General features: G+C 68.1%; 17 protein-coding genes. 5 read left to right on the plus strand and 12 right to left on the minus strand.

Annotated features, from left to right (window positions below; genetic code table 11):
• The first annotated feature begins 54 nt into the window (after positions 1-54).
• A complete protein-coding gene (locus L2U69_RS09875; RefSeq protein ID WP_236106639.1) occupies positions 55-1,815 on the plus strand; it encodes an autotransporter assembly complex protein TamA in 1,761 nt (586 codons plus the stop codon).
• 13 nt (positions 1,816-1,828) lie between these two features.
• Positions 1,829-6,049 (plus strand): translocation/assembly module TamB domain-containing protein, encoded by a 4,221-nt coding sequence (locus L2U69_RS09880; protein ID WP_236106640.1) that lies wholly within the window; start codon positions 1,829-1,831, stop codon positions 6,047-6,049.
• 6 nt (positions 6,050-6,055) lie between these two features.
• Here the strand turns inward: L2U69_RS09880 and L2U69_RS09885 are convergent, their stop codons facing one another.
• The 10 genes from L2U69_RS09885 to L2U69_RS09930 form a co-directional block, all read right to left on the minus strand.
• Complete coding sequence (locus L2U69_RS09885) at positions 6,056-6,574, minus strand: hypothetical protein (protein ID WP_236106641.1); 519 nt, start codon at positions 6,572-6,574, stop codon at positions 6,056-6,058.
• Between the two features lie 14 nt (positions 6,575-6,588).
• On the minus strand, positions 6,589-7,131 hold the full coding sequence (locus L2U69_RS09890; protein WP_236106642.1) for an invasion associated locus B family protein: 543 nt from the start codon (positions 7,129-7,131) through the stop codon (positions 6,589-6,591).
• Positions 7,132-7,242: 111 nt separating this feature from the next.
• Positions 7,243-8,214 carry an alpha-E domain-containing protein gene (locus L2U69_RS09895; RefSeq protein WP_236106643.1) on the minus strand — a complete coding sequence of 324 codons (972 nt, stop codon included), beginning with the start codon at positions 8,212-8,214 and terminating at the stop codon, positions 7,243-7,245.
• Positions 8,207-9,595, minus strand: a complete 1,389-nt coding sequence (locus L2U69_RS09900; RefSeq protein ID WP_408065810.1) for a circularly permuted type 2 ATP-grasp protein — start codon at positions 9,593-9,595, stop codon at positions 8,207-8,209. Before L2U69_RS09900 ends, L2U69_RS09895 begins: the two co-directional genes overlap by 8 nt.
• 129 nt (positions 9,596-9,724) lie before the next feature.
• A complete protein-coding gene (locus tag L2U69_RS09905) occupies positions 9,725-10,621 on the minus strand; it encodes a transglutaminase family protein (protein ID WP_236106645.1) in 897 nt (298 codons plus the stop codon).
• Positions 10,618-13,239 carry a circularly permuted type 2 ATP-grasp protein gene (locus L2U69_RS09910; RefSeq protein ID WP_236106646.1) on the minus strand — a complete coding sequence of 874 codons (2,622 nt, stop codon included), beginning with the start codon at positions 13,237-13,239 and terminating at the stop codon, positions 10,618-10,620. The genes L2U69_RS09905 and L2U69_RS09910 overlap by 4 nt, the downstream gene beginning before the upstream one ends.
• 112 nt (positions 13,240-13,351) lie before the next feature.
• The gene (locus tag L2U69_RS09915) at positions 13,352-16,669 is read right to left on the minus strand and encodes a transglutaminase family protein (RefSeq protein WP_236106647.1); all 3,318 of its coding nucleotides are present in this window, start codon (positions 16,667-16,669) and stop codon (positions 13,352-13,354) included.
• A 171-nt stretch (positions 16,670-16,840) separates the two neighbouring features.
• Positions 16,841-18,484 (minus strand): NAD-dependent malic enzyme, encoded by a 1,644-nt coding sequence (locus tag L2U69_RS09920; protein WP_236106648.1) that lies wholly within the window; start codon positions 18,482-18,484, stop codon positions 16,841-16,843.
• 278 nt (positions 18,485-18,762) lie between these two features.
• Positions 18,763-19,287 carry an inorganic diphosphatase gene (gene ppa, locus L2U69_RS09925; protein WP_236106649.1) on the minus strand — a complete coding sequence of 175 codons (525 nt, stop codon included), beginning with the start codon at positions 19,285-19,287 and terminating at the stop codon, positions 18,763-18,765.
• A 64-nt stretch (positions 19,288-19,351) separates the two neighbouring features.
• Positions 19,352-20,260, minus strand: coding sequence for a DMT family transporter (locus L2U69_RS09930; protein ID WP_236106650.1), 909 nt, complete (start codon positions 20,258-20,260; stop codon positions 19,352-19,354).
• Positions 20,261-20,354: 94 nt separating this feature from the next.
• Between L2U69_RS09930 and L2U69_RS09935 the strand changes: the two genes are divergently transcribed.
• A complete protein-coding gene (locus L2U69_RS09935; protein WP_236106651.1) occupies positions 20,355-21,239 on the plus strand; it encodes a LysR substrate-binding domain-containing protein in 885 nt (294 codons plus the stop codon).
• 13 nt (positions 21,240-21,252) lie between these two features.
• Positions 21,253-21,783: a flavin reductase family protein gene (locus L2U69_RS09940; RefSeq protein WP_236106652.1), complete on the plus strand. Its 531-nt coding sequence runs from the start codon at positions 21,253-21,255 to the stop codon at positions 21,781-21,783.
• Positions 21,784-21,793: 10 nt separating this feature from the next.
• Here the strand turns inward: L2U69_RS09940 and L2U69_RS09945 are convergent, their stop codons facing one another.
• Positions 21,794-22,273 (minus strand): ferritin-like domain-containing protein, encoded by a 480-nt coding sequence (locus L2U69_RS09945; protein ID WP_236106653.1) that lies wholly within the window; start codon positions 22,271-22,273, stop codon positions 21,794-21,796.
• A gap of 10 nt (positions 22,274-22,283) precedes the next feature.
• Positions 22,284-23,201: a ferritin family protein gene (locus tag L2U69_RS19260; RefSeq protein ID WP_329605388.1), complete on the minus strand. Its 918-nt coding sequence runs from the start codon at positions 23,199-23,201 to the stop codon at positions 22,284-22,286.
• 296 nt (positions 23,202-23,497) lie between these two features.
• On the opposite strand from L2U69_RS19260, the gene L2U69_RS09960 reads away from it, so the two are divergent.
• Positions 23,498-25,138 (plus strand): 3-(methylthio)propionyl-CoA ligase, encoded by a 1,641-nt coding sequence (locus tag L2U69_RS09960; protein ID WP_236106654.1) that lies wholly within the window; start codon positions 23,498-23,500, stop codon positions 25,136-25,138.
• Positions 25,139-25,140 lie beyond the last annotated feature (2 nt).

Raw genomic sequence — 25,140 nt, forward strand, 5'->3', positions numbered from 1 at the left:
GAACGGCGGAACTTGCGGTCAGGGGGGAATGTGCGGGGTCGATGGAATTGGGGAATGCTCGTCGGGCTGGTGCTTCTGCTGCTCGGCCAGCCCGGCATCGCGCTGGCGCGGACGCCCTATGCCTTCTCCCTGACCGGCATGCCGGACGAGACCACCCGCAACCTGTTCGAGGAGACGAGCGAGCTGATCGCCCGCAAGGACGAGCCGCCGCCCAGCCGCACGGCGCTGCGCAACCGCATCCGGGGCGATCTCGAACGGATCCGCCAGGTCCTGAACGCCTATGGCTATTTCGATGCCAGGATCGAGGTCGAGACCGACGAGGAGGCGGAGCCCGTGCCCGTCGCCGTCAAGGTGACGGCCGGTCCGCGCTATGACGTCGGCACCATCCGCATGACCGATCCGGGCGGCGTCGCCCTCGGCCCCGGGCTGTCGCCGCCGCCCCTCCTCATGGCGCTGAAGGAAGGCCAGCCCTACGAGGCGCAGCCCGTGCTGGACAGCGAAGGCACGATCCTCTCCTATCTCGGCCGCCAGGGCCGGCCCTTCGCCCGGGTCGATCACCGCGATGTCGTGCTGGACCGCGACGCCGGCGTGGTGAACGTGACCTGGGCCATCGACTACGGTCCCCGCGTCACCTTCGGCCCGGTCCGCTTCGAGGGGCTGGAGCGCCTGAAGGACAAGCCGGCGCGCGCCCTGATCCGCTGGGAGGAGGGCGAGATCGTCGACATCGACAAGGTCGAGGAGACGCGCCAGGCCTTCGTCGCCACCGGCCTGCTGCGCGGCGTGAACATCGACCTCGAACGCCCGCCGGCGGGCGGGACGGTGGCCCCGGTCCTGATCCGCCTGACGGAATCGCCGCCGCGCACCATCGGCGGCGGCATCCGCTATTCGACCAGCGAGGGCGCGGGCGTGCGCGCCTTCTGGGAACACCGCAACCTGCTGGGCGGGCGCGAATCGCTGCGCGTGACCGCCGATGTGGCGATGACCGGCTATTCCCTGGCGGCCAAGGCGAAGAAGCCGGATTTCGAATGGAACGGCGTCGATCTCGTGTTCCAGGCCGAGGCGGCGCAGGAGGAACTCGACGCCTACGACCGCGACAGCCTTCTGATCGGCGGCGGCCTCGAATGGCGCTATTCGCCGCAATGGTTCTTTTCGGGCGGCCTGACCTTCGAGCAGAGCGCGATCGACGACAACGGCAAGACCGAGAACTACACCCTGTTCGGACTGCCCGTGGTGGCGCGCAACGATACCTCCAACGATGCCCTGGATCCGACCAACGGCCATCGCCTGACCTTCGCCCTGACACCCTATTACGACCTCGCGGGGACGGCGGGCACCTTCATCGTCGGCCAGGCCAGCGGTTCCACCTATCTGCCCCTCGACGATGCCGAGGATTACGTGCTGGCACTGCGTGCGGCCCTCGGCGCCACCTTCGGCGGCTCCACCCTGTCGCTGCCGGCGGACAAGCGATTCTATGCCGGCGGCGGCAATTCGGTGCGGGGCTTCGCCTATCAGGCGGCCGGCCCGCTCGGCGTCGACGGCGATCCCCAGGGCGGCAAATCGATGCTGACCGGCGCCGTGGAATTGCGCTGGCGCGTGACCGAAAGCATCGGCGTCGTACCCTTCGTCGACGTCGGCAGCGTCTATGACGACAGCCTGCCCGACTTCGGTGCCGATCTCTTCATCGGCGCCGGCCTTGGGCTGCGCTATCGCTCGCCCATCGGGCCGCTGCGCCTCGACGTGGCGACGCCGGTCTCGGGCAAGCGCGACAGCGACGATATCGTGCAGATCTATATTTCCATCGGCCAGGCGTTCTGAGGGAGGCGACGGCATGACCACCCCGAACCCTGCCCCGAACCCCACGCCCAATCCGAACCCCAGGCCCGATCCCGCGCGGAAGCGGCGCCTGCCCCGCGCCCTGAAATGGACCGGGATCACGCTGGCCGTGCCCCTCGTCCTGATCGGCGCGGTCCTCGGCGCGCTGCAGGTGCCGGCGGTGAAGACCATGATCGCCGAACAGGTTTCGGACATGGTCTCCGGCCCCGATTTCGCCCTGAAGCTGGACGGGCTTTCGGGCGGCATGCCTTTCGGCCCGCGTCTCGCCCGGGTCGAACTGGGCGACGGGGACGGCACATGGCTGGTGCTGGAGCAGGCCGCCGTCTCCCTAGATCCCTGGGCCCTGATCGGCGGGCGCATCCATGTCGAAAAGGTCGAGGCGGAACGCCTCACGCTCCACCGCCTGCCCGCCGGCGGTGCCGAGGAAACGCCGCCCAGCGACGAGCCGATGGATCTTTCGGTGCCGAGCCTGCCCAAGGGGCTCGCCGTCGACCGGCTCGCGGTCGCGGAGATCGTGCTCGATCCCGCCGTGGCGGGGGAGGCGACGCGCCTCGCCCTGAACGGGCGTCTCGGCGTCGACGACGCGGGGGCGGCCGGGCTGACCCTGGCCCTCTCCCCCCTCGAAGGGGAGCACGCGCCGCGCCTCGACGTCGAAGCCCTGCACCGGCCGGCGGACGACGTGCTGACCCTCAACCTCGTGCTGGACGAACCGGCGGGGGGGCCGATCTCGCGCATCGCCGGCCTGCCCGGCGACCGCCCCATCCATCTCGCCGTCGAAGGCGAAGGCCCTCTCACCGCCTTCGATGCCAGGATCGAGGCCGCCGCGGCCGGTGCCGGCCTCGACGGGCGTCTGCAGCTGGCGCGGACGGCGGAAGGCATCGCCCTCGCCCTGGTGGCCAAGGCCGATCCCGGCCCCTTCGCCCCGCCCGAGATCGCGCCCCTGCTGGCGGGCGAGGCGCCGGGGCTCGACATCGGCCTCGAGGCCGAAATGGCCGGATCGCGCCTTCTCCTGCGCGGCCTGACGCTGGCGGCAAACGGCCTCGCCCTCAAGGCCGACGGTCTGTTGGAGGATGGGCGCGACGCCTCCCTCAACGCGACCATCGATCTGGCGCCCGACGCCGATCTGCCGGCCCTGGCCGCCGTGCCGCCGGCGCTCCGCCCCGGCCGGGTGACGCTGGCCGCCGTCGCCGCCCTCGATACCGGCCATGTCGAGGTCTCGCGCCTCGGGGTCGAGGCACCGGGGGCGGCGATCGCCGGCACCTTGGCATTGGCCGAGCATTTCGACGGCCTGACCGGCACTTTCGACGTCGCCCTGCCCAGGCTGGCGGATCTGCCGGCGGGCGGGCTCACCGGGGGGGCGACGGCGCGCCTCTCGGTCGATGGCATGCTGGCGGACCCGGATCTCGGCTTCTCGGTCGCGATCGCGGGCAAGGACATCGGCGGCGCGGACGAGGATCCGCTGCCGCGGCTTCTGGGCGCCGCGCCCGACGTCACCCTGGCCGGGCGCTACGCGACGGCCGGCATCACGGTCGAGACGCTGGCGCTGCGCACCGCCGCCGCCACGCTCGACGCTTCCGGCCGTTTCGATCCGGCCGACGGCGCGATCGAGGCCAAGCTCGCCCTGGTGGCGGAGGATCTGGCCCGGCTCGAGGCGGGCGGCATATCGGGCAGCGCCCATGTCGACGGTACCGTCGGCGGCACCATCGACCTGCCGGTGATCGATCTCACCGTCGACGGCAAGGCTCTGTCCGTCGGCGGCACCGAAGTCGGCGACCCCAGCCTGGTCATGAAGGCGACACCCGATCCCGCCGCCGGCACCTCGAGCGGGCGTTTCGATCTGGCGCTGGGCGGGGCATGGCCGGTCGCTCTCGGCGCCGATCTCCTGTTCGACGGCGAAAGGGCGGTGGTCAGCGCCATCGACGGCACCGCCCTCGGTGCCAGGATCGGCGGCGACGTCGCCTATGGCCTGGAGACGGGGGAGATTACGGGCGGCCTGAAGATCGCGGCCGCGCGGCTCGACGGCTTTTCCGCCCTCGCCGGGCAGAAGCTGGCCGGGGCCTTGAACATCGATCTCGCGCTGGCGCCCCGGAACGGTGGCCAGGGCGCCGACCTGACCCTGGACGGGCGCGACATCGCCGCCTCGGGCGTCACCGTGGGCCGGCTTTCGGCCAAGGCGGCGCTGGACGATCTGCTGGGCGCCGGGCGCGGCCGGGCCGAGGTGACGGCGAGCGCCGTCGCCAGCGGCAAGGCCGTGATCGACCGCCTCGCCGCCAAGGCGGATCTCGCGTCCTTCGACAATGTCGCCTTTACCGTGGATCTTGCGGGCGGCGTGCCGGCGCCGCTCGGCCTTTCGGGCAAGGGCAGTTTCGATGCCCGGGGGGCCGTACCGCAACTGACCGTCGCGAAGCTCGACGGGCAATTGGCCGAGACGCCCTTCGGGCTGCGCAAGCCGCTCACGGTCGCGCTCGGCCCCCAGACGGCGGTGAGGGACATCGCGCTCGCCTTCGGCAAGGCCCGGGCGGAGGGTGGCGTCACGCTCGGTCGGGCGATGGCCGGCAAGCTGTCGGTCACCGGCTTCGATTTCGCCGATCTCGCCGGCCTGATGCCGGCGGCGGATCTGCCCGGGGGCACGGTCGACCTGACCCTCAGCCTCGACGGTGCCGCGGGCGAACTGACGCTGGCGGGGCGCGGGCTGCGCCCGCCGGCCTCGGTGGTCGACGTCGCCGTGGCCGACATGCCGCGCCCCGATCTGGATGCCACCATCAAGTGGCGGCGTAATCAGGCGGATCTCGATCTCGCCGTCACCGGCATCCGCGAGGCCGAGATCAGGGCAACCGGCACCATTCCCGTGCGCATCGACGGCGGCATCCCCATGCCGGACGAAAAGGGCGCGATGGACGTCGCGCTCCAGGTGAACGCCAATCTGCGCCGGCTGGCGCCCCTGCTCCCCCTCGGCGACAACGAGATCCGGGGCCGGCTGGCCGTGGACGCCCGTGTCGGCGGCAGCGTCGGCGCGCCGGAGCCGACCGGGCGCCTGACCCTGAGCAAGGGACGCTTCACCAACGGTCTGTCCGGCTTCGAACTGCGCGACATGGAGATGGCGCTGGCCTTCACCGGGGAAAGCGCCACCATCGAAAGCCTGACCGCGACCGACGGCGAGGGCGGCACGCTAACCGGCACCGGCTCCGCCCGGCAGACGGCGGACGGCGATTTCGCCCTCGACGCGGCGATCAAGGCCGTGGGCCTGCGCTTCACCCGACTCGATCTCGCCACCACCTCGGGCGACATCGACATGACGGTCAAGGGCACCGCGACCGCGCCCGAGGTGACGGGCAAGGTGGTGATCCAGCGCGGCAACGTCGAAATCTCGGCCAGGGTCCCGGTCTCCGTGCCGGTGGTCGAGGTGCGCGATGCCGGCGGCGGCCAGGCGCCGACGGATCTGTCGGTGCCCGGCGGCGACGCGAAGGGCAAGCCTCCGGCGGTCGGCCATATCGACCTCACGGTCGAGGCGCCGGGGCAATTCTTCGTCCGGGGCCGGGGCCTCGATTCCGAATGGCGCGGCAACCTGAAACTGGCGGGGCCGATCACCGCGCCGGATGCGCGCGGCGGCTTCGAGGTGGTGCGCGGCACCTATACGCTGGCGGGCCGGCCCTTCGCCATTTCCGAGGGATCGCTGACCTTCCCTTCGGGCCTCGGGGCGCCGCCGCAGATCACGGTGATCGCCTCCGCCCCGGCGGACGACGTCGAGGCCAAGATCGCCATCACCGGCCCGGTGACCGCCCTGAAGATCGACCTGTCGTCGGAACCGGCGCTACCCAACGACGAAGTGCTGAGCCGGGTGCTGTTCGGGCGTTCCGTCGCCAATCTGACCACCAGCCAGGCGATCCGTCTCGGCCAGACGGCGCTGGAGCTGAGCGGCAAGGGCGGCGGCGACGTCCTGGGCGGGGTGCGCGACGCGCTCGGCCTCGATCGGCTGGACATCGGCTCGGACGACAGCGCCGACACCAGCGGTTCGGGCGGCGCCCTGGCGGGCACCAGCCTGTCGGCCGGGCGCTATATCGCCGACGGCGTCTATCTCGGGTTCGAGCAGGGGCTGACACCCAATTCGGGCTCGGTCAACATCGAGGTCGAGGTCTATCCCCGGGTCACCGTCGAGGGCAGCATCGGCCAGGCCGACAGTTCCGCCGTCGGCCTCAACTACAAGTTCGACTATTAGAGGCGGCTAGTCGAACAGGGCCGATGCGCGCTTGGCGAAATGGCGGCGATAGCAGCTCTCGACCGCGCCGGCCGTCGTCGACGTGCCCTTCAGGTCGATGCTCCAGGCGCGGCCGTCGGCCAGGGTGAGACGCATGGTGTTGCCGGCGCGGAACGCCTTCCAGAACGCCTTGTCGAAGCCGAAGCCCGCGCGCAGTTCCCGGTTCGAGACCACGGTCATGCTGGTGAAACGGTCGTAGGCGCCGGCGATCACCACCTCGACCGCCGAGCGGCCGTCGGTGTCCATCTGCCAGTCGTCGTTCTCGAGATGCAGGTTGAAGCCGCCGTCATAGGCCCGCAGGCCCAGCGTCATGCCGTCCTTGAACCTGGTCTCGACGCTGCAATGGCTGAAGGCGCCGTCGTCGTTTTCATAGGCATAGGCGGTCCAGAAGCCCTCGACCACCTTGTCCAGCCGCTTGCCGGCCAGCGCCTGGGTCGCGGCAGCGGTCAGCACCAGGGCCAAGAGGCAGGAAAGGATGGATCGCATGGCTGTGCTCCCCTTTATTTGAACATGCCCTTGCGGCCTTCGGGCGAATAGAGGTCGTAGCAGAGGGTGAGCGCCTGGGTCGCCTTGTTGGAACCCTTCAGGCTGACGTTCCAGGACCGCCCGTCCGCCAGTTCCAGCCGCATTTCGAGACCGGCCTTGAAGGCGCTCCAGAACTCGGGATCGAAGCCGATGCCGGCGATCATGGCGTCGTCGCCCGCGAAACCGACGGGCAGGGCGTTGCTGTAGCGCCGGTCGATCCGGACGGTCATCGACGAGCGTCCGCCCGGCTTCAACCGCCAGGCATCGTTCAGCATGACGATGTTGACGCCGTTCGTCGCCAGCAGGATGGCGAGCATCAGGCCGTCGTCGAAGCGCGTTTCCATGCCGCAATGGCCGAAGCTGCCGTCGTCGTTCTGATAGGCGTAGGTGGTCCAGAAACCGGACGAGAATTCATCGACCCGGCGCCCGGCATGGGCAGGCACCGCGCCGAGGGACAGCGCCAGGACCAGTGCCGCGGCGGCGCGCGCGGCTCGGCTGAAGATCGCGGAAAATGTCATCGAACCCCCATCCCCCCGGATGTCGTCCGGCAGAATAGCAGCGCCGCCCCCGAAAGACGAGACGGGGGCGGCGCGAAGGGGGCGGGACTCCGGGGATCGGGACCCCGGGGATCAGGCCGCCTGGTCGGGCGTCGCCGAATGGCCGAAGAACGACATGCCGAGATCGTCGGTGATGGAGATCAGCTGCAACTGCACCCAGTCCAGGAATTCGTGCAGCCCGCCGCCCAGCACCATCTCGATCGAGCGGTTGGCGAGGGTGCCGCGAATGCCGTCGAGGATTTCCAGGGTGCGGTTGCCCGCCCGCAGGCCGTAGCGCTGGCGCAGGCGCATGACGATCTCGTCGATCTGGGCGACGCAGACCGCCAGCGAGCGCGGGAAGGCCGGGTTGAAGATCAGGAAGCCGGCGACCGAGGCCGGGCTCATGCCGCGCGGCTGGACCCGGCGATAGGCGTGATAGCCGGCGGCGGAGCGCAGAAGCGCGTTCCACTGCGACACATCGAGGGGGGAGCCCACCTCGGCGGCGCTCGGCAGCAGCATGTGATACTTGATGTCGAGCATGCGGGTACTTTGGTCCGCGCGTTCCAGAAGCTTGCCGAGCTGATAGAAATACCAGCCCTCGTCGCGGTACAGCGTGCCTTCCAGGATGCCGGTGTGGGTCTGGCAGCCTTCCTTGATCTTGCTGCACACCCGCGAGAGATCGGCGCGGCCGACCTCGACCGGGCTCAGACCCTTCATCCAGGCATGGAACATGTTGATCTGCGTCCACAGCTCGGTCGAGATCAGCGGGCGCAGCGTGCGGGCGTTGTCCCGGGCCATCTTCAGGCACGACAGGATCGAGCTCGGGTTCTCGGCATCCAGCATATAGTAGTGGATCACCGTGTTCGCGGTCGCGGCCTGGTGCTTCTTGAAGAAGGGTTCGGCATCGGCGTGCAGATGCACGATCGACAGCCAGTTCTGCGAGCCGCGCGCGTCGCGGCTGAAGGTCTCGTTGACGTCGAGAATACGCGCCAGGTTCTCGGCCCGCTCCATATTGCGGGCGAGCCAGAACATGTCTTCGGCGAAACGGGCAAGAAGTCTAGCCAAGCACCCACGTGTCTTTCGACCCGCCTCCCTGGCTGGAGTTGACGACGAGCGAGCCGCGACGCATCGCGACCCGGGTGAGACCGCCGGGCAGGACCCAGGTGGATTTGCCGGTGATGGCGAAGGGGCGGAGATCGACGTGGCGGGGTTCGACCTCGCCCTCGACCAGGGTCGGGCAGACCGAGAGCTGGATCGTCGGCTGGCTGATGTAGTTCGCCGGATCCTTCAGGAGATTGGCGCGGCAGGCCTCCAACTCCTCCTGACTCGCCTTCGGGCCGACCGTGATGCCATAGCCGCCGGATTCGGCCACCGGCTTGACGACGAGCTTGTCGAGATTATCGAGCGTATAGGCCAGCGCGTCGGGTTCGCGGCAGATGAAGGTCTCGACATTGTCGAGGATCGGATCCTGCTGCAGATAGTATTTGATCAGGCGCGGCATATAGGCATAGACCGCCTTGTCGTCGGCGACGCCGGTGCCGACCGAATTGGCCAGCGCCACATTGCCGGCCCGGAGCGCCCGCATCAGGCCCGGCACGCCCAGGGTCGATTCGGGGCGGAACACCTCGGGATCGAGAAAATCGTCGTTCAGGCGCCGGTAGATCGTGTGCACCGGCTCCAGCCCGCCGGTGGTCTTCATGTAGACGCGGTCGTTCTCGACGACGAGGTCGCGGCCCTCGACCAGGGGCACGCCCATCTCGCGGGCGAGGAAGATGTGCTCGAAATAGGCGGAATTGTAGGTGCCCGGCGAGAGCAGCACGACCTGCGGGTCGGTGATCTCCTCCGGCGCGATCTCGACCATGGCCTCCTGCAGCTTGGGGCCATAGTTGTCGACCGGGCGGATCGAGATGTCGGTGGTCATGTCCGGGAAGGCCCGCAACATCATGTTGCGGTTCTCGAGCACGTAGGACACGCCCGACGGGGTCCTGGCATTGTCCTCGAGCACCATGAAGCGGCCGTTGTCGTCCCTGACGAGGTCGATGCCGCAGATGCTGGCATAGGCGTTGTGGGGCACCTTCACGCCGATCATGGCGGGCTGGAAGTTGCTGTTCTGCAGCACCAGTTCCGGCGGGATCAGGCCGTCCTTCAGGACGTGCTGGGGCCCGTAGATATCGGCCAGGAACAGGTTTATGGCGGTAACCCGCTGAATTACCCCGGCCTCCAGCCAGGCCCAGTCCTCCTTGCTGATCACCCGGGGGATCACGTCGAACGGCAGGATGCGGTCGATCGCGTCCTTTTCCGAATAGACGGTGAAGGTGATGCCGAGGTTGTAGAGTTCGCGTTCAGCATCCTCGGCGCGGCGCTGGAGGGCATCCAGATCCAGTTCGGCGAGGCGCTCGCGGATGGCTGCCGTGTGTTCTGCGGGCGGGGTTCCCGAACTCCCCATGATCTCGCAAAAGAAAGGTCCGTGATCGTATCGGGAGAGAATGCCGCTCATCCAAGTCCTCTCTTCATCCCGATGTCGAGCCTAGCAAACTCGATCGATGCACCGCATCAAAAATCGGCAGATCCGGCGCTAGACCTTCGGTGCTGCCTCATTCTTGACCGGCACCACGTCGACCCCGACCTGAAGCCGGTGCGGGCCGCCGCCGACGATGATGCCGCGCAAGGGCGCGACATCGTCGTAGTCGCGGCCGTGGGCGACGGTGATGTGGTCGAGGGAGGGGATGCAGTCGTTGGTCGGGTCGAATTCCAGCCAGCGGTCGCCGCCGATCCAGACCGCAACCCAGGCGTGGGACTGGTCGGCGCCGACGAGGCGCGGCCGGCCCGGCGGCGGCGTCGTCCGCAGGTAACCGCTGACATAGCGGGCCGGCAGCCCGACCGAGCGCAGGCAGGCGATCATCAGATGGGCGAAATCCTGACACACGCCGCGTTTCACCTCCAGGACCTCGCTCGGCGGCGTGGTCACCGTGGTCGCCTGCGGGTCGAAGGCGAATTCCTCGTGAATGCGGCTGGTCAGGGCGCGGACGGCGGCCACGATCGGACGCCCCGGCGTGAAATCGGGCGCCGCATAGTCGGCGAATTCGGCCGCCGCCTCGACCAGGGTCGAATCCTGGCGGAAGGTATGGATGGACAAAGTGTCGGGCGCCGCCTCGTCGAGACGGGCGCGGAGCAGGTCCCAGGCCGGGCAATCCTCGTCGGCGGGCGGTTTCGCCGCCTTGATCTCGATCTCGATCACGGATTCGACGATCAGGCGCTGATGCGGCTCCTCCATGGCGAACTGGACGATGGGATTGCCGAAGCCGTCCGTCCGTTCGTTCCAGGTCGAAGGTTCCGGCACCACCCGCAACTCGTGCTTCAGCAATCTCTGGCGCGCGCTGTCGCGCGGCTTCAGATGCGCCAGATGGTGGGACAGGGTGACCGGATCGCCATAGTCGTAGACCGTGTTGTGGCGGGCCTGATAGCGGATCATGGCGTGCTCACCGTGCGGATCGGGCCGCCCGGCCGGACCGCCAGGGCATGGCTGAAATAGGTCTGGGAAATGATGTCGGACAGTTCGGGCAGGGTGACGCTGACCGCTTCGAGAAGGGCTTCGAGCTCGCTGTTGCGGCCGTCGGCGCCGGCCCCGGCCAGGCGCTGGATCTCCGCCGCGCGCAATTCGGCGAGCGCGGTCTGGGCCAGCAGGCGGGCGGCGCCCGAGCCGAAGGCGCCGCGTTCGCGCGGCAGATTCTCGACGTGGTCGGCCAGCGCCCACATCTGGCGCGCCAGCGAGCGCGGATTGGCCTCGTCCAGCAGCAGGAGGTCGAGCACCGGGGCGAATTGCGCGCCGGTGAAATAGCGCGCGCGATAGGTCATGAAGCTGTCGGCCACCTCGAGCGCGAGGTCGAGGGCGCGATTCTCCCCGTCCTCGCCGCCGATGATGAGGTCGCGGGTCAGCGAGATGGCGCAGACCGCCCTCTCGATGCGCCGGCCGAGATCCATGAAGCGCCAGGCCTGGCCCCGGGTCATGTTCTCCATGCCGAGGCCGGACAGCGCCGCCATGGAGGCGACGATCGAATCGAAGCAGTCGAGCAGGCCGACGTAATCGCCCGGCGTCGCCTTGCCCACTTCCTCGATCTGGCCGTGCAGATGCAGGAGGACGCGGGTCATGTCGACCGACAGGCGGTCGCGCACCATGCCGGTGTTCATGTTCAGGCGCCGGACCGCCGAGGCGAAGCCGCCGGCGCGGAATTCGTCGATCAGCATGGGCAGGAGCTCGGCGTCGAAAGCCTCCCGGTCCGTGGTCGCCAGTTCCGCCAGTTCGGGCGTGATTTCGCCGATCGAGGCAAGGAAGGCGACGCCCGGCCCGATCTCGACATTGCCCTGGGGGCCGCCGCCGTCGGTCAGGCGCTGGATGACGGCACGAAGGGCGCGGACGCCGAATTCGGCACGCTCGGCATAGCGCCCGACCCAATAGAGATCGTCGGCCACGCGGCTCGGCAGATTGTTGCCCTGGCGCCGGACCTCGACCGCGGTATCGGGCGGGCGCAGCAGGCTGAATTGTTCGACCGGGCCCGACGACAGCACCCAGGCATCCTTCGAAAGCCCGCTCTGCTGCAGGTGCAGGATGGGGCGGTCGGTGGTCGGCGCGATCCGCACCAGGCCGCCGGGCATGACCGAAAAGCCCTTCTCCGTCGCGGTCAGGAAGGCGCGCAGCACCACGGGGCGCGGGCGCACCCCTTCCGGCGTGAAGCAGGGCGCGGTCGACAGCCGGACCGGCGCCTGGCCGACGGCGTCATAGGGCCGGTAGTCCAGGTGCCGGCCCCAGGCCTCGCCGTCCCCGGGCGCGGGCACGCCGATGCGCGGAAAGGCCGGGCGCAGCGCGTAATTGCCGCCGGTCGCGGTCAGCCGCGCGCGGCCCTGGGCCTCGCCCGCCCAGACCGTGTCCAGATTGGGCAGCGCCAGTTCCTCGCCCAGCAGATGCCGCGACAGGGCGGGCAGATAGGGGATGATGGCCGGCGTCTCGGCGAGGCCCGAACCCAGCGCATTGGCGACCACGACATGGCCGGCCAGCACCGCCTGCACCAAGCCGGCGACGCCGAAGGGCGAATCGCCGCGCAGTTCCAGGGGGTCGCAGAAATCGTCGTCGACCCGGCGCAGGATGACGTCGACCGGCTCCAGCCCGCCCAGCGTCTTCAGGAAGACGCGGTCGCCGCGCACCGTCAGGTCGTTGCCCTCGACCAGCGTATAGCCGAGATAGCGCGCCAGATAGGCGTGTTCGAAATAGGTCTCGTTGTAGGGGCCGGGCGTCAGAAGGACGATGCGGGGATAGCGCGTCCAGGGCGCCAGCGCGCGCAGCGTCTGGCGCAGGCGGTCGAACCAGGCGGCGAGGCGCTTCACCTTGATGGCGCGGTAGGCCTCCGCCAGGGAGCGCGAGGTGATGATGCGGTTCTCGAGGGCGTAGCCGGGGCCGGCCGGGGTCCGCGTCCGGTCGCCGACGACCAGCCAGCGCCCATCCGGCCCGCGCACCAGATCGACGGCATAGACATGCAGCCAGATGTCGCCCGGGGCGCGAAAACCCCGCAGGGCCCGCAGATAGTCGGGATTGCCCTCGACCACGCCGGGATGCAGCACGCCGTCCTTCAGGCTGCGCTGCTCGCCGTAGAGATCGGCCAGCAGGCTGTTCATCAGGCGCGCGCGCTGGATCAGGCCGGCCTCGACCTCCGCCCATTCGGCTTCGGAAATGACGAGCGGCACGAGATCCAGCTCGATCGCGCGGGCGGCGTTGCGGGGATCGCCATAGACATTGTAGGTGACGCCATTGTCGTGCAGGAGCTGGCGCGCGCGTTCCGTCCGCTCGCCGAATTCGCCCGGACCGAAAGCCGAGAGATTCTCGAACAGCTCGCGCCAGTGCGGGCGCAGATGGGCATCGGCGTCGACGCATTCGTCGAAGACGCCGGGCTGGGGCAGATAGCGGCCCACGGCCTGCGGTTCGCCGGCGGCGGCACCGCCGGGCAGGGGCAGGGGGATTTGCGCCCCGTCCTCGGGGCCTTGGGGTTCGATCGCCAGACTCACGCGGGCCATCGTATCAGGCAGGTCGGGCGCCGCCATGAAAATCCCGATCATTCCTAGAGCGAATTGTTGCAGTCAATTCGCCGATCACGATGCAGTCAATTTCGCGAGTCCTCCCCGAAAGCGTCGGCTTCCGGGGAAGAGGTGCCGCCTATTGCCGGCGCAGGTCCAGCGTCAGCGGGAATTCCTTCGAGATTTCGACCGGCCCCAGGGTCATCGGACCCGGGGTGTGGCCGAAGCTGAAGAAGCGCGACAGGCGCCGGCCTTCCGCCTCATAGGCGTTGACCGGTGCCGTTACATAGTTGCGCCCGCCGGGATGCGAGACGTGATAGGTGCAGCCGCCGATCGCGCGGTTCGACCATTCGTCGACGATGTCGAACACCAGCGGTCCATGGGGCGGAATCGTCGGATGCAGGGCGGAGGCCGGCTGCCACGCGCGGAAGCGCACGGCGGCGACATATTCGCCCTCCCGCCCGGTCGAGGTCAGGGGCACGCGCATGCCGTTGACGGCAACCGCGTGGCGGCCGTCGGTCATGCCGTTCACCTTCACCTGGATGCGTTCGACCGAACTGTCGACGAAACGCACCGTGCCGCCGGCGAAGCCTTCCTCGCCCAGCACGTGCCAGGGCTCCAGCGCCTGACGCAGCTCGAGGGTCAGGCCGCGCTGATGGATGGTGCCGTAGTGCGGGAAGCGGAACTCGAAATGGGGATCCAGCCATTCGCGCTCGAAGGTGAAGCCCCATTGCTGGAGATCCGCCACCACGTCGTCCAGGTCTTCCGCGACGAAATGGGGCAGCAGGAAGCGGTCGTGCAGTTCCGTGCCCCAGCGCACCAGGCGCGCCGGATAGGGATGGTCCCAGAAATGCGCGATCAGGGCCCGCAGGATCAATTGCTGCACGCAGGACATGCGGGCGTGCGGCGGCATTTCGAAGGCGCGCAGTTCGAGAAGGCCGAGCCGGCCGGACGAGGAATCGGGCGAGAACAGCTTGTCGATGCAGAACTCGGAGCGATGGGTGTTGCCGGTCACATCCGCCAGCAGGTGGCGGAACAGGCGATCGACCAGCCAGGACGGCACGTCCGTATGGTCGGGCACCTGACGGAAGGCGATCTCGAGCTCGTAGAGCGAATCATGGCGCGCCTCGTCGATGCGCGGCGCCTGACTGGTCGGGCCGAGGAACATGCCCGAGAACAGATAGGAGAGGCTCGGGTGGTTCTGCCAGTAGCACAGCAGGCTGCGCAGCAGGTGCGGCCGGCGCAGGAACGGGCTGTCCTCCGGCCGGGCGCCGCCGACCACGATGTGGTTGCCGCCGCCGGTGCCGACATGGCGCCCGTCGATCATGAATTTCTCGGAGGCGAGGCGGGTCTCGCGCGCGTCGTCGTAGAGGGTGGTGGTGATGTCCACCAGCTCGCGCCACGACCGCGACGGGTGGATGTTCACCTCGATCACGCCCGGATCCGGCGTCACCATGATGTTCTTCAGGCGCCAGTCCTTGGGCGGGCCGTAACCTTCCAGGATCACCGGCATGTCGAGGGCGATCGCCGTCTCCTCGATCTTCTCGATCAGGTCGACCCAGGCTTCGAGATAGGATTGCGGCGGCATGAAGATATAGAGCCGCCCGTTCCGGATCTCGACCGAGAGCGCGGTGCGGATGACGCCGGGCATGGAGACGCCGACGAAATTGCCCTGGGGCGCGAAGGGTTGCATCGGGTCCGGCGGCGGCAGCGGCCGCACCGGCAGGCGCCCGGGCACCTGGGCGACGGGGCCGGAGGCGGTGGTCGGCAGGGGCGGGCGCGGGGCGAAGGGATCTTCCTCGAAGTGGTAGGGATAATCCTCCTTCTTCACCCAGGGCAGGCTCTGCAGCGGCAGGCGATAGCCGACCGGCGAATCGCCCGGGGTCAGGAAGACGCGCTTCGAACGGAACTTCCAGGGTTTCGCCTGCCACAGCGGGCCGTCGACGGTCATCCAGCATTCGAGCGGCAGGACGAAGCCGGTGGGCGTGTCGAGGCCCTGGTCGAAGACGCGGCTCATGCGCTCGCGCTCCTCCTTGTCCTCGATGTGGTTCTCCAGGGGATCGACGTTGACCGGCAGGCGCCGCTCGCGCCACATCCAGTACCAGGGGTCCTCGAAGGCGGCGATCGTATTCTCGGGCGAGACCTTCAGCTTGTCGGCGAGGGTCATGAGAAAGGTTTCGCCCTGTTCCAGGGTGAAGCCGTAGTTCACGTTCTCGTCGCCCAGATATTTCGGGTTCTGCCATAGCGGCTCGCCGTCGGCGCGCCAGAAGCAGCCGAGCGCCCAGCGCGGCAGGCTTTCGCCCGGATACCACTTGCCCTGGCCATAATGCAGCACGCCGCCCGGGGCGTAGCGATTCTTGAGCTTGTGGACGAGGGTATTGGCGAGGCCGCGCTTGGTCGGGCCGAGTGCCTCGGTATTCCACTCGCCACCGTCGAAATCGTCGATCGAGACGAAGGTCGGCTCGCCGCCCATGGTCAGGCGCACGTCGCCCGCCACCAGCTTCTCCTCGACCGCGTCGCCGGAGGCGACGATCCGCTCCCATTGCTCCTCGGTATAGGGCTTGGTGACGCGGGCCGCCTCGACGATGCGGGTGATCGACATGGAGAAGTCGAATTCGACTCCGGCCTCGTCGACGGCGCCGGTGATGGGCGCGGCGCTGCCCGGCTCGGGCGAGCAGGCGAGCGGCAGATGGCCCTCGCCCGCGAAGAGGCCCGAGGTCGGATCGAGGCCGACCCAGCCGGCCCCCGGCAGATAGACTTCGGTCCAGGCGTGGAGATCGGTGAAGTCGACCTCGGTGCCGGAGGGGCCGTCCAGCGACTTCACGTCGGGCGCGAGCTGGATCAGGTAACCCGAGACGAAACGCGCGGCCAGCTTCAGGTGGCGCAGCAGATGCACCAGCAGCCAGGCCGAATCGCGGCACGAGCCCTTCTGCAGGGTCAGGGTCTCTTCCGGGGTCTGCACGCCCGGTTCCATGCGGATCACGTAGGACACATGGCGATGCACGAGGCGGTTCAGATCGACCAGGAAGTCGACCGTACCGCGCTGGCGCCGGTCCACCTTGGCCAGAAGGGCGGTGAGTTCGGGGCCCGGCGGCGGCACCTCCAGATAGGGCTTCAACTCGTGCGCCAGATGCGGCTCATAGGCGAAGGGCGCGCGTTCCGCGGCCTTTTCCAGGAAGAAGTCGAAGGGGTTGATGATCGCCATCTCGGCGACCAGATCGACCTCGACCTCGAATTCCCGGGTCTTTTCGGGAAAGACGACGCGGGCGAGATAGTTCGACTGCGGATCCTGCTGCCAGTTCAGGAAATGGACGGTCGGGGTGATTCGCAGCGAGTATCCGGTTACCGGGGTCCGGCAATGCGGCGCGGGGCGCAGCCGGATGGTCTGTGGACCGAGGTTGACCAGACGGTCGTATTTGTAGGTCGTCTTGTGATTGAGGGCCACCCTGATGGTCATGCTCGCTCCGAAGTCACCGCGCTCGGGTTCACCGGCTTTAAAAACATGGGCACGCAACGCAGGTCGACCGCCCGCGTCGATTGAACCCGAAGACGGCGCCGCCGTCGAGAGGGTGAACGCATCTTGTGCAGGCTTCGGGCACTGCCCGAAACTTGATCACCCGGGGCGGGGTCAGAGGAGTTGCTTGTAGACCGGGCGCCACATGCGCGAGCGGATGTAGAGTTCCAGGTCCTCGGGCTCGGGCACGCGGGCCTGGCCTTCCTTGAAGATCTGTTCCGCGACCTTCACCGCGACCTGGACCGAGGCTTCGAGGATGCCCGACAGGGGCGGATAGATCAGCCCGGCCTCGAGATCGGCGTCGGTCACCTGTTCGGCGACGGCGCGCGCCGCCGTGATGAACATGCCGTCGGTCACCCGGCTCGCCTCGGTGGCATAGACCGCGAGGCCGATGGCCGGGAAGATGTAGACATTGTTGCCCTGGCCGGGGACCAGGGTCTTGTCGCCGATGCGGACCGGTGGGAATGGGCTGCCGGAGGCGAAGATGGCCCGCCCTTCGGACCATTTGTAGGCTTCCTCCGCCGTGCATTCGGCGTGGCTGGTCGGATTCGAATAGGGGAAGACGATGGGGCGCTCGTTGATCCGCGCCATCGCCTCGATCACCTCCTGGGTGAAGGCCTTGGCGACGGCGGAGACGCCGATGATGCCGGTCGGCTTCAGGGCCTCGACCGCCTCGACGAAGCTGCGCAGTTGCTCGCCCTTGTGGGCGAAGGGGCGCTGGAAGCTGGCGAGGTCGTTGCGGCTGTCGACCACAAGGCCCTCGATGTCGAAGAGATGGCAGCGCGCCCGCGCCTCCTCGATCGACAGGCCGGCCTGATGCATCACCTGGGACAGCAGGTTGGCGATGCCGGTGCCGGCCGAACCCGCGCCGAGGAACAGGAAACGCTGGTCCTTCAGGGATTTCCCGGTGATGCGCAGCGCCGCCAGCACGCCGGCGACCGCGACTCCGGCGGTGCCCTGGATGTCGTCGTTGAAGCAGGACACGCGATCGCGGTAGCGCTCCAGCAGGGGCACGGCGTTGACGTTGGCGAAATCCTCGAACTGGATGCAGCAGCGCGGGAAGACTTCCTGCACCGCCATCACGAATTCCTCCAGGAACTCGTCATATTCCTTGCCGCGCACCCGCGCCTGCTTGAGGCCCAGATAGAGCGGATCGCGCAGCAGATCCTCGTTGTTGGTGCCGACGTCGATCATGACCGGCAGGGTCAGGCGCGGCGGCACGCCGGCGCAGGCGGTATAGAGGTTCAGCTTGCCGATCGGGATGCCCATGCCGTTGGTGCCGAGATCGCCGAGGCCGAGGATGCGCTCGCCGTCGGTCACGACGATGAAGCGGATGTCCTCCTCCGGCCAGTGGCGCAGGATCTCGGCGATGCGGCCCTTGCGGTTGATGCCGAGATAGATGCCCTTCGGCCGGCGCATGATGTGGCCGTAGGTCTGGCAGGCGGCGCCGACGGTCGGGGTATAGACGATGGGCATGAAGCGCACCGGGTCCGACATGATCGTCTTGTAGAACAGCGTGCGGTCGTTGTCGTAGAGCGACTGCAGGAAGATGTAGCGCCCCATGTCGGTCGACTTCTTGGAGAGCTGGAGCATGACCCGCTTCAGGCGGTTCTCGACATTGTCGATGCCCTCGGGCAGCAGGCCGATCAGGCCGAAGGCCTCGCGCTCTTCCTCGGTGAAGGCGGTGCCCTTGTTCAGGCGGGGGTTCTGCGTCAGATCCATGCCGTGGGGGATCTCGATGCGCGGTGCCTTGGTCATTGCCCGTTTCTCTCGCTTTGCCGAACGTTTCCACCGGCCGTGGCCGCGGCCCGAAGTCTAGCGTCTTTTCGCGACGCTTTTCCGTACTTCGTCGGCCGGACCCGGCGCGCCGGCGGGCCCCCTCGCGCGGCGTTTCGCGGCCAGAGGTAGAGGGGGCGGCTGCACCATGCAACAGCGCATCTGGGGGGAGGGCGGCATCGTCATGCAAAAACGAATACGGGCCCGATTTAAGGGCCCGTATCCATGCGAAATCGCGCTGAAAGGTAAACGGCGCGGCTTTATTTCGCCCGTTCGATCGCTTCCAGGATCAGTTTCTTCGAGTCCTCGGGCCCGACCCATTTCACGATGGTCACCCATTTGCCCTTCTCCAGGTCCTTGTAGTGCTGGAAGAAGTGGGCGATCTGCTCGCACAGGATCGAGGGCAGATCCTCATAGGACTTCACGTCCTTGTAGAAGGGATGCAGCTTGTCGACCGGCACGGCGATGATCTTCTCGTCCTCGCCGCTCTCGTCCTCCATGAGGAGGGCGCCGATCGGGCGCGCCCGGATGATCGAGGCGGCGGCGACCGGCGACTGGCCGATCACGATCACGTCCGCCGGATCGCCGTCGCCCGACTTGGTGTGCGGGATGAAGCCGTAGTTGCCCGGGTAGTACATGGCCGTGTGCAGGAAGCGGTCGACGAAGAGCGCGCCCGATTCCTTGTCCAGCTCGTATTTGACCGGCACGCCGCCCTGCGGGATCTCGATGACGACATTGATGTCCTCGGGCGGGTTCTTGCCGATCGCAACCTTGCTGATGTCCATTCTGGTCCCCCGGATAGAGAATCTGCGAAATCGGCGCGGACCATAGCGCCCTTGGCCACGGAAATCACCTAGCCAATAGCAGTATCAGCACGCTTGCGACGATCAGCCCGACGCCGGCGTAGTCTCGCGGGCTGGGTCTCTCGTGGAACACCAGCACGGTCATGGCGATGGTGAAGACGATCTCGATCTGGGCCAGCGCCCGGACATGGGCCACAGGCTCCAGGGTCATCGCCAGGAACCAGCCGAAGGACCCGACCACCGACATGATGCCGACGGTGGCCGCCGGGCGCCGCGCCCGGCCCAGCGCGCCGGCGAGCGCCTTCCGGTCGGCCAGGACCAGCCAGGTCCCCATGACCAGGGTCTGGAACGCCGTGGTCGCCGCCAGGGTGGTCGCGGCGCGGATCAGCGCGTCGCCCTCGGGCAGGGCCAGGGCGGCGGAGCGCACGCCGACGCTCGACAGGGCGAAGAAGAAGCCGGAGGCGAGACCATAGACGGTCGCCGGCGCGCGAAAGGCCACGGCCAGGCTGGCCAGCCCGTCGCCGCGCCGCGTGGTCAGCAGGACGAGACCGGCGAAGCCGACGGCGATGGCCAGCCAGCCGCCGCCGCTCAAGCCTTCGCCCAGCACGATCAGGGAGAGCAGGGCGGCCTGGATCGTCTCGGTCTTCGAGAACACGGTGGCGACGGTGAAATTGCGCAGCGTGAAGGCGTGGATCAGGCAGCCGGTGGCGATGATCTGCGCCAGGCTGCCCAATATGCCGTAGAGGGCGAAACCGGTGCCCGGCAGCGGGATCGACCGGCCCGACAGGCCGAGTGCCAGCAGGAGCGCGGCGGCCAGCGGCGCGCCATAGAAATAGCGCGCGAAATGGGCGCCGTTCTGCCCGATCACGCCCGTCAGATGCTTCTGCTGGGCGGTGCGCAGGGTCTGCAGCCCGGCCGCCGCCAGGGTCACCGGAACCCATAAGCCGATCATCATGATCTCCTTCGCTGATGATCGGTTTTCCCTTGATATCGTACCGCCGTCCATTCGCGACTTGTGACATGGGCATAAGAAATTCTAAAGTTTCGCCATGAACCGGCGCCTGCCTTCCCTGAACGCCATGCGCGCCGCCGAGGCGGTGTTCCGCCTGGGCGGCGTGGCGGCCGCCGCGCGCGATCTCAACGTCTCCCAGCCGGCGGTGAGCCAGCAGCTGCGCCTGCTCGAGGCCGATCTCGGCACCGCGCTGTTCCGGCGCGACAAGGGCCGCCTGACCCCGACCGCGACCGGCGCCCTGCTGCTGCCGCGCCTGACCGATGCCTTCGGCCTGATCGCCGAAGCGGTGGCCCGGGTCGACGATGCCGGCGGCGACAGCCTGACCGTCGCCGTGCTGCCGACCTTCGCCATGCGCTGGCTGATCCCGCGCCTCGGCGATTTCGAGGCCCGCCACCCGGCCATGGACCTGCGCCTCGCGACCGCCAGCGCCCCCCTCGACAAGCTGCGCGACGGCACCGCCGATCTCGGCATCCTGCTGGGCCGGTCGGCCGGGGACTGGCCGGGGCTCGAAGCGCGGCTTCTGATGCCGGACGACATGTTCCCGGTCGCCGCCCCCGCCGTCGCCGCCGCCCTGCACCGGCCGGCGGATCTGGCCGGCGTGCCGCGCCTCGCGGTCGAGGCGCCGGTGCGCGCCGGGGATTGGGCACGCTGGCTCGACGCCGCAGGTGTCGCCGATTTGGCGCCCGTGTCGCTGCGGCTGTTCGATTCCTCGGCCCAGGCGCTGTCGGCGGCAGTCGCCGGGCTCGGTGTGGCGCTCGGCCACCGGTCCTTCGTCGGCGACGATCTGGCGGCGGGGCGCCTGGTGCAGCCCTTCGCGCTGACCGTGCCGGCGCCCGAAACCTATTGGCTGGCCTGGCGCCCCGGCCGCGACCGGACCGGGGCCGCCCGCATGTTCACGTCCTGGCTGGCCGAAATCTGTTGAGGGGGAAGGCGACATGAGGGTTCTGCCACTGGCCGACGTCTATCGCCTGCTGGAGCCCGGGCCTGTAACGCTGCTGATCACGGCCGACGAAGGCCGGGCCAACGTCATGGCCATGTCCTGGCACATGATGCTGGAATTCGAGCCGCCGGGCATCGCCTGCATCGTCTCCGCCAACGGCCACAGCTTCGCGGCGTTGGAGCGGACCGGCGAATGCGTGATCGCGGTGCCGCCGGCGACCATGGCGGACCGGGTGGTCGGGATCGGCAATTGCTCCGGCCGGTCGGTGGACAAGTTCGATCGCTTCGACCTGCGCCGCCGCAAGGCCGATCTGGTGGCGCCGCCGCTGCTGCCCGAATGTATCGCCAATATCGAATGCCGGGTGACCGACCGGAAGATGATCCGCGCCTACAACATGTTCATCCTGGAGGCGGTGAAGGCCTGGCACGATCCGGCCAAGGCCGGGGCGGCGACGATGCACCATCGGGGATGGGGCGAATTCGCCTTCGACGGCGAGATCGTCCGCATCCCCTCCAACATGCGCTGAGCGGGGGCGCTCAGCCCGCGGCGGGGGCCGCCTGCCCCGCCGCGCGTGCCGCGATCCATCGTTCCAGTTCGGCGACGTGGCCCGCCTCTTCCTCGGCGAATTCACGGGCGAAGGCGATGATCTCGGGATCGCTGGCCGAAGCGAGGACGGCGGCGTAATAGCCGTGGCCCGCCGTCTCGGCCGCAAGCGCGGTCCGCAACGCCTCGTCGACGCCGATCAGCGGATCGACGGCCCAGATCGCCGCCGATTCCGGGCTCTCGGCATCGGGCCAGACGAAATCGCCGGGCGCGAGTTCGGGGATCGTGCGAAAGCCCGCCCGCTCTCGCGCGTCGGCGAGATGGAGGCGCGAGTAATCCGCCAGTTGGCGAAACAGTTTCCCCACGGCGTGATTGCCGCTGGAGACCATGGCGTCGGCCAGGAGGCCGAAACGCTCCGCCGCCTCGCGCTCCAACTGGATGGCGTGGGCCAGAAATTCCTCGACGGTCTGCATGGCGGCGCCTTCAGGCCACCGGCTCGGCGTGGGGATGGGCGATCGCCCATTCCTCGCGCGTGATCCAGGCTTCCAGGATCTTCACGTGTTCCGCCTCTTCCTTGACGAAGAGCCGGGCCATGCGGGCGATCTCCGGATCCTTCGCCTTCGCCTTGACCGACAGATAGAATTCATAGCCCCGCGTCTCGCCCTGGAGCGCCGCCTTCAGCGCGTCGAGCCGGGTCAGCGCCGGATCGCCCGCCATCAGCGAAGTCCGCTCCGGCGTCGCATGGTCGGGCCAGACGTAGTCGGGCGGCACTTCGAGGTCGTCGGCGATCTCGCCGGCCCGGGCCTTGGCCTCGCCAAGGTGCAGGCGCGAGAAGGCGGCGAGCTGGCGGAACAGGCGCGCCACTTCGCCGTTGCCGCATTCCTCCATCTTTTCCGCGAGGCCGTCGAAATGGATGGCGGCGTCCTGCTCGACCTTGACGGCATAGCCGAGGAAGGTCTCGACCGAGCCAATCTCTATTCCGCCCTTGAAGTGCTTGGCGGCGGGTGTGATGTGGGGCGCCTGCGCCGGCAGCGTCTCGTCGCCCTCGAATTTCACCAGGATGTTCTCGTTGCGGACGAAATATTGGCAGGCCAGGCGAAAGCGCGGCGGCATGTCGTTCACTTCCGCCTCGAACAGCTCTTCCTTGGTGATCCTGCCGAGCTGCTTCAGGGCTTCCTTTTCCTTCTCGGTCAGGGCGATGCCGTATTTGCTGTATTTGGTCGGCGCCTCGAGGTGGCTGACCTCGATCAGGCACGAGCCGCATTCGCCGTCCTGACAGTCGAAGGGAATGGGGATCCTGTGCTGCTTGGCGACGCCGAGAACGGTCGCGCGGTCGCCGGCGACGGCATAGACGGTGACGTCCCGGCTCATGCGCGGCGACGAGAATGTGATGTTGGCCATGAGAATGCTCCTGTGACCTGAAGTTCGCTTTCCTCGGCCCCCGGGCAGCAAGAGCCGTACCAATGGCGGAATGGCGGAGATCGGCGCTTTCCGGCCCGACACGAGAGGCGCGCTTCCGACCCCCCTGTCGGCTTTCGGACAGCGGTGTCGCGGTATCGCGGCGGCGGCGGCCGCGTTTTTCGGACCATTGAGGGTGGCGCCCGTCCCCCCATCCGTTCGGGTGGTGTTGACGTCGGGTCGCACAGCACTTAAGTGCTGTTGGTTATCCAGCCCAGGGCAATAATAAGGGGGAGAGCATGCGTGGATTGATGCAGGAGCGGCCGCTCCTGATTTCCTCGTTCCTGACGTTCGCCGCGACCTATCACAAGGACCGGGAAATCGTGACCCGCACGGTGGAAGGACCGATCCACCGTTACACCTATGCCGATTGCGAGCGCCGCGCCCGCAAGCTCGCCAACGGCCTGAAGGGCCTCGGGCTCGGCTTCGGCGACGTGGTCGGCACGCTGGCGTGGAACACCTATCGCCACCTGGAAGTCTGGTACGGCGTCTCCGGCCAGGGCATGGTGTGCCACACCATCAACCCGCGCCTGTTCCCTGACCAGATCGCCTATATCGCCAATCACGCCGAGGACAAGGCGCTTCTGGTCGACCTGACCTTCGTGCCGCTGATCGAGAAGCTGCTGCCGCATCTTTCGGGCGTGAAGCATTTCATCATCATGACCGACCGGGCCCATATGCCCGAGACCAAGATCCCCGGCGCCCTCTGCTATGAGGAACTGGTCGAAGGCGCGTCGGAGGACTTCGAATGGCCGGAGTTCGACGAGAACACCGCCTCGTCGCTCTGCTATACCTCGGGCACCACGGGCAATCCGAAGGGCGTGCTCTATTCCCATCGCTCCACCGCGCTGCATTCCATGGTGGCGAACGGCAAGGACGCGCTGGGCATGGGCTCGGCCGATACCATCCTGCCGGTGGTGCCGATGTTCCACGCCAACGCCTGGTCCATCCCCTACGGCGCGCCGATGGCCGGCGCCAAGCTGGTGATGCCGGGCGCCGCCATGGACGGGGCCAGCATCTATGAACTGCTGGAGACCGAAGGCGTTACCATGACGGCGGCGGTGCCGACCGTGTGGCTGATGCTGCTGCAGTATCTCGAGAAGGACAATCGCCCGCTCACCACCCTGAAGCGGGTGGTCATCGGCGGTTCGGCGGCGCCGCGCAGCATGATCGAGACCTTCGAGACCAAATACGGCGTCACCGTCTGCCACGCCTGGGGCATGACCGAGATGAGCCCGCTCGGCACCCTCGGCGCGCTCAAGGCCGGCATGGAGACCCTGCCCCTCGAGAAGCGTCTCGACATCCAGTGCAAGCAGGGCCGTGCCGTCTATCTGGTCGACATGAAGATCACCGACGACGACGGCAACGAGCTGCCGCGCGACGGCGTCGCCTTCGGCCATCTCATGGTGCGCGGGCCCTGGATCGCCGGCTCCTACATCAAGGGCGACGGCGGCGACATCCTGGACAAGGACGGCTATTTCGACACCGGCGACGTGGCGACCCTCGACCCCGAGGGCTTCATGCAGATCACCGACCGCGCCAAGGACGTGATCAAGTCGGGCGGCGAATGGATCTCGTCCATCGATCTCGAGAATGCCGCGGTCGGCCATCCGGCCGTCGCCGAGGCGGCGGTGATCGGCGTCTATCACCCGAAGTGGGACGAGCGTCCGCTGCTGATCGTGGTGAAGAAGCCCGGCCAGGACCTCACCAAGGACGAGATGGTCGCCTATCTGGGCGGCAAGATCGCCAAATGGTGGATGCCCGACGACGTCGTCTTCGTCGACGAACTGCCGCATACCGCGACCGGCAAGCTCCTGAAGACCAAGCTGCGCGAGGACTTCAAGGACTACAAGCTGCCGACCATCGTCGCGGCGGAGTAAGA

The sequence above is a fragment of the Zavarzinia marina genome (genome assembly GCF_021568905.1).
GTDB classification, from domain to species: Bacteria; Pseudomonadota; Alphaproteobacteria; order Zavarziniales; family Zavarziniaceae; genus Zavarzinia; species Zavarzinia marina.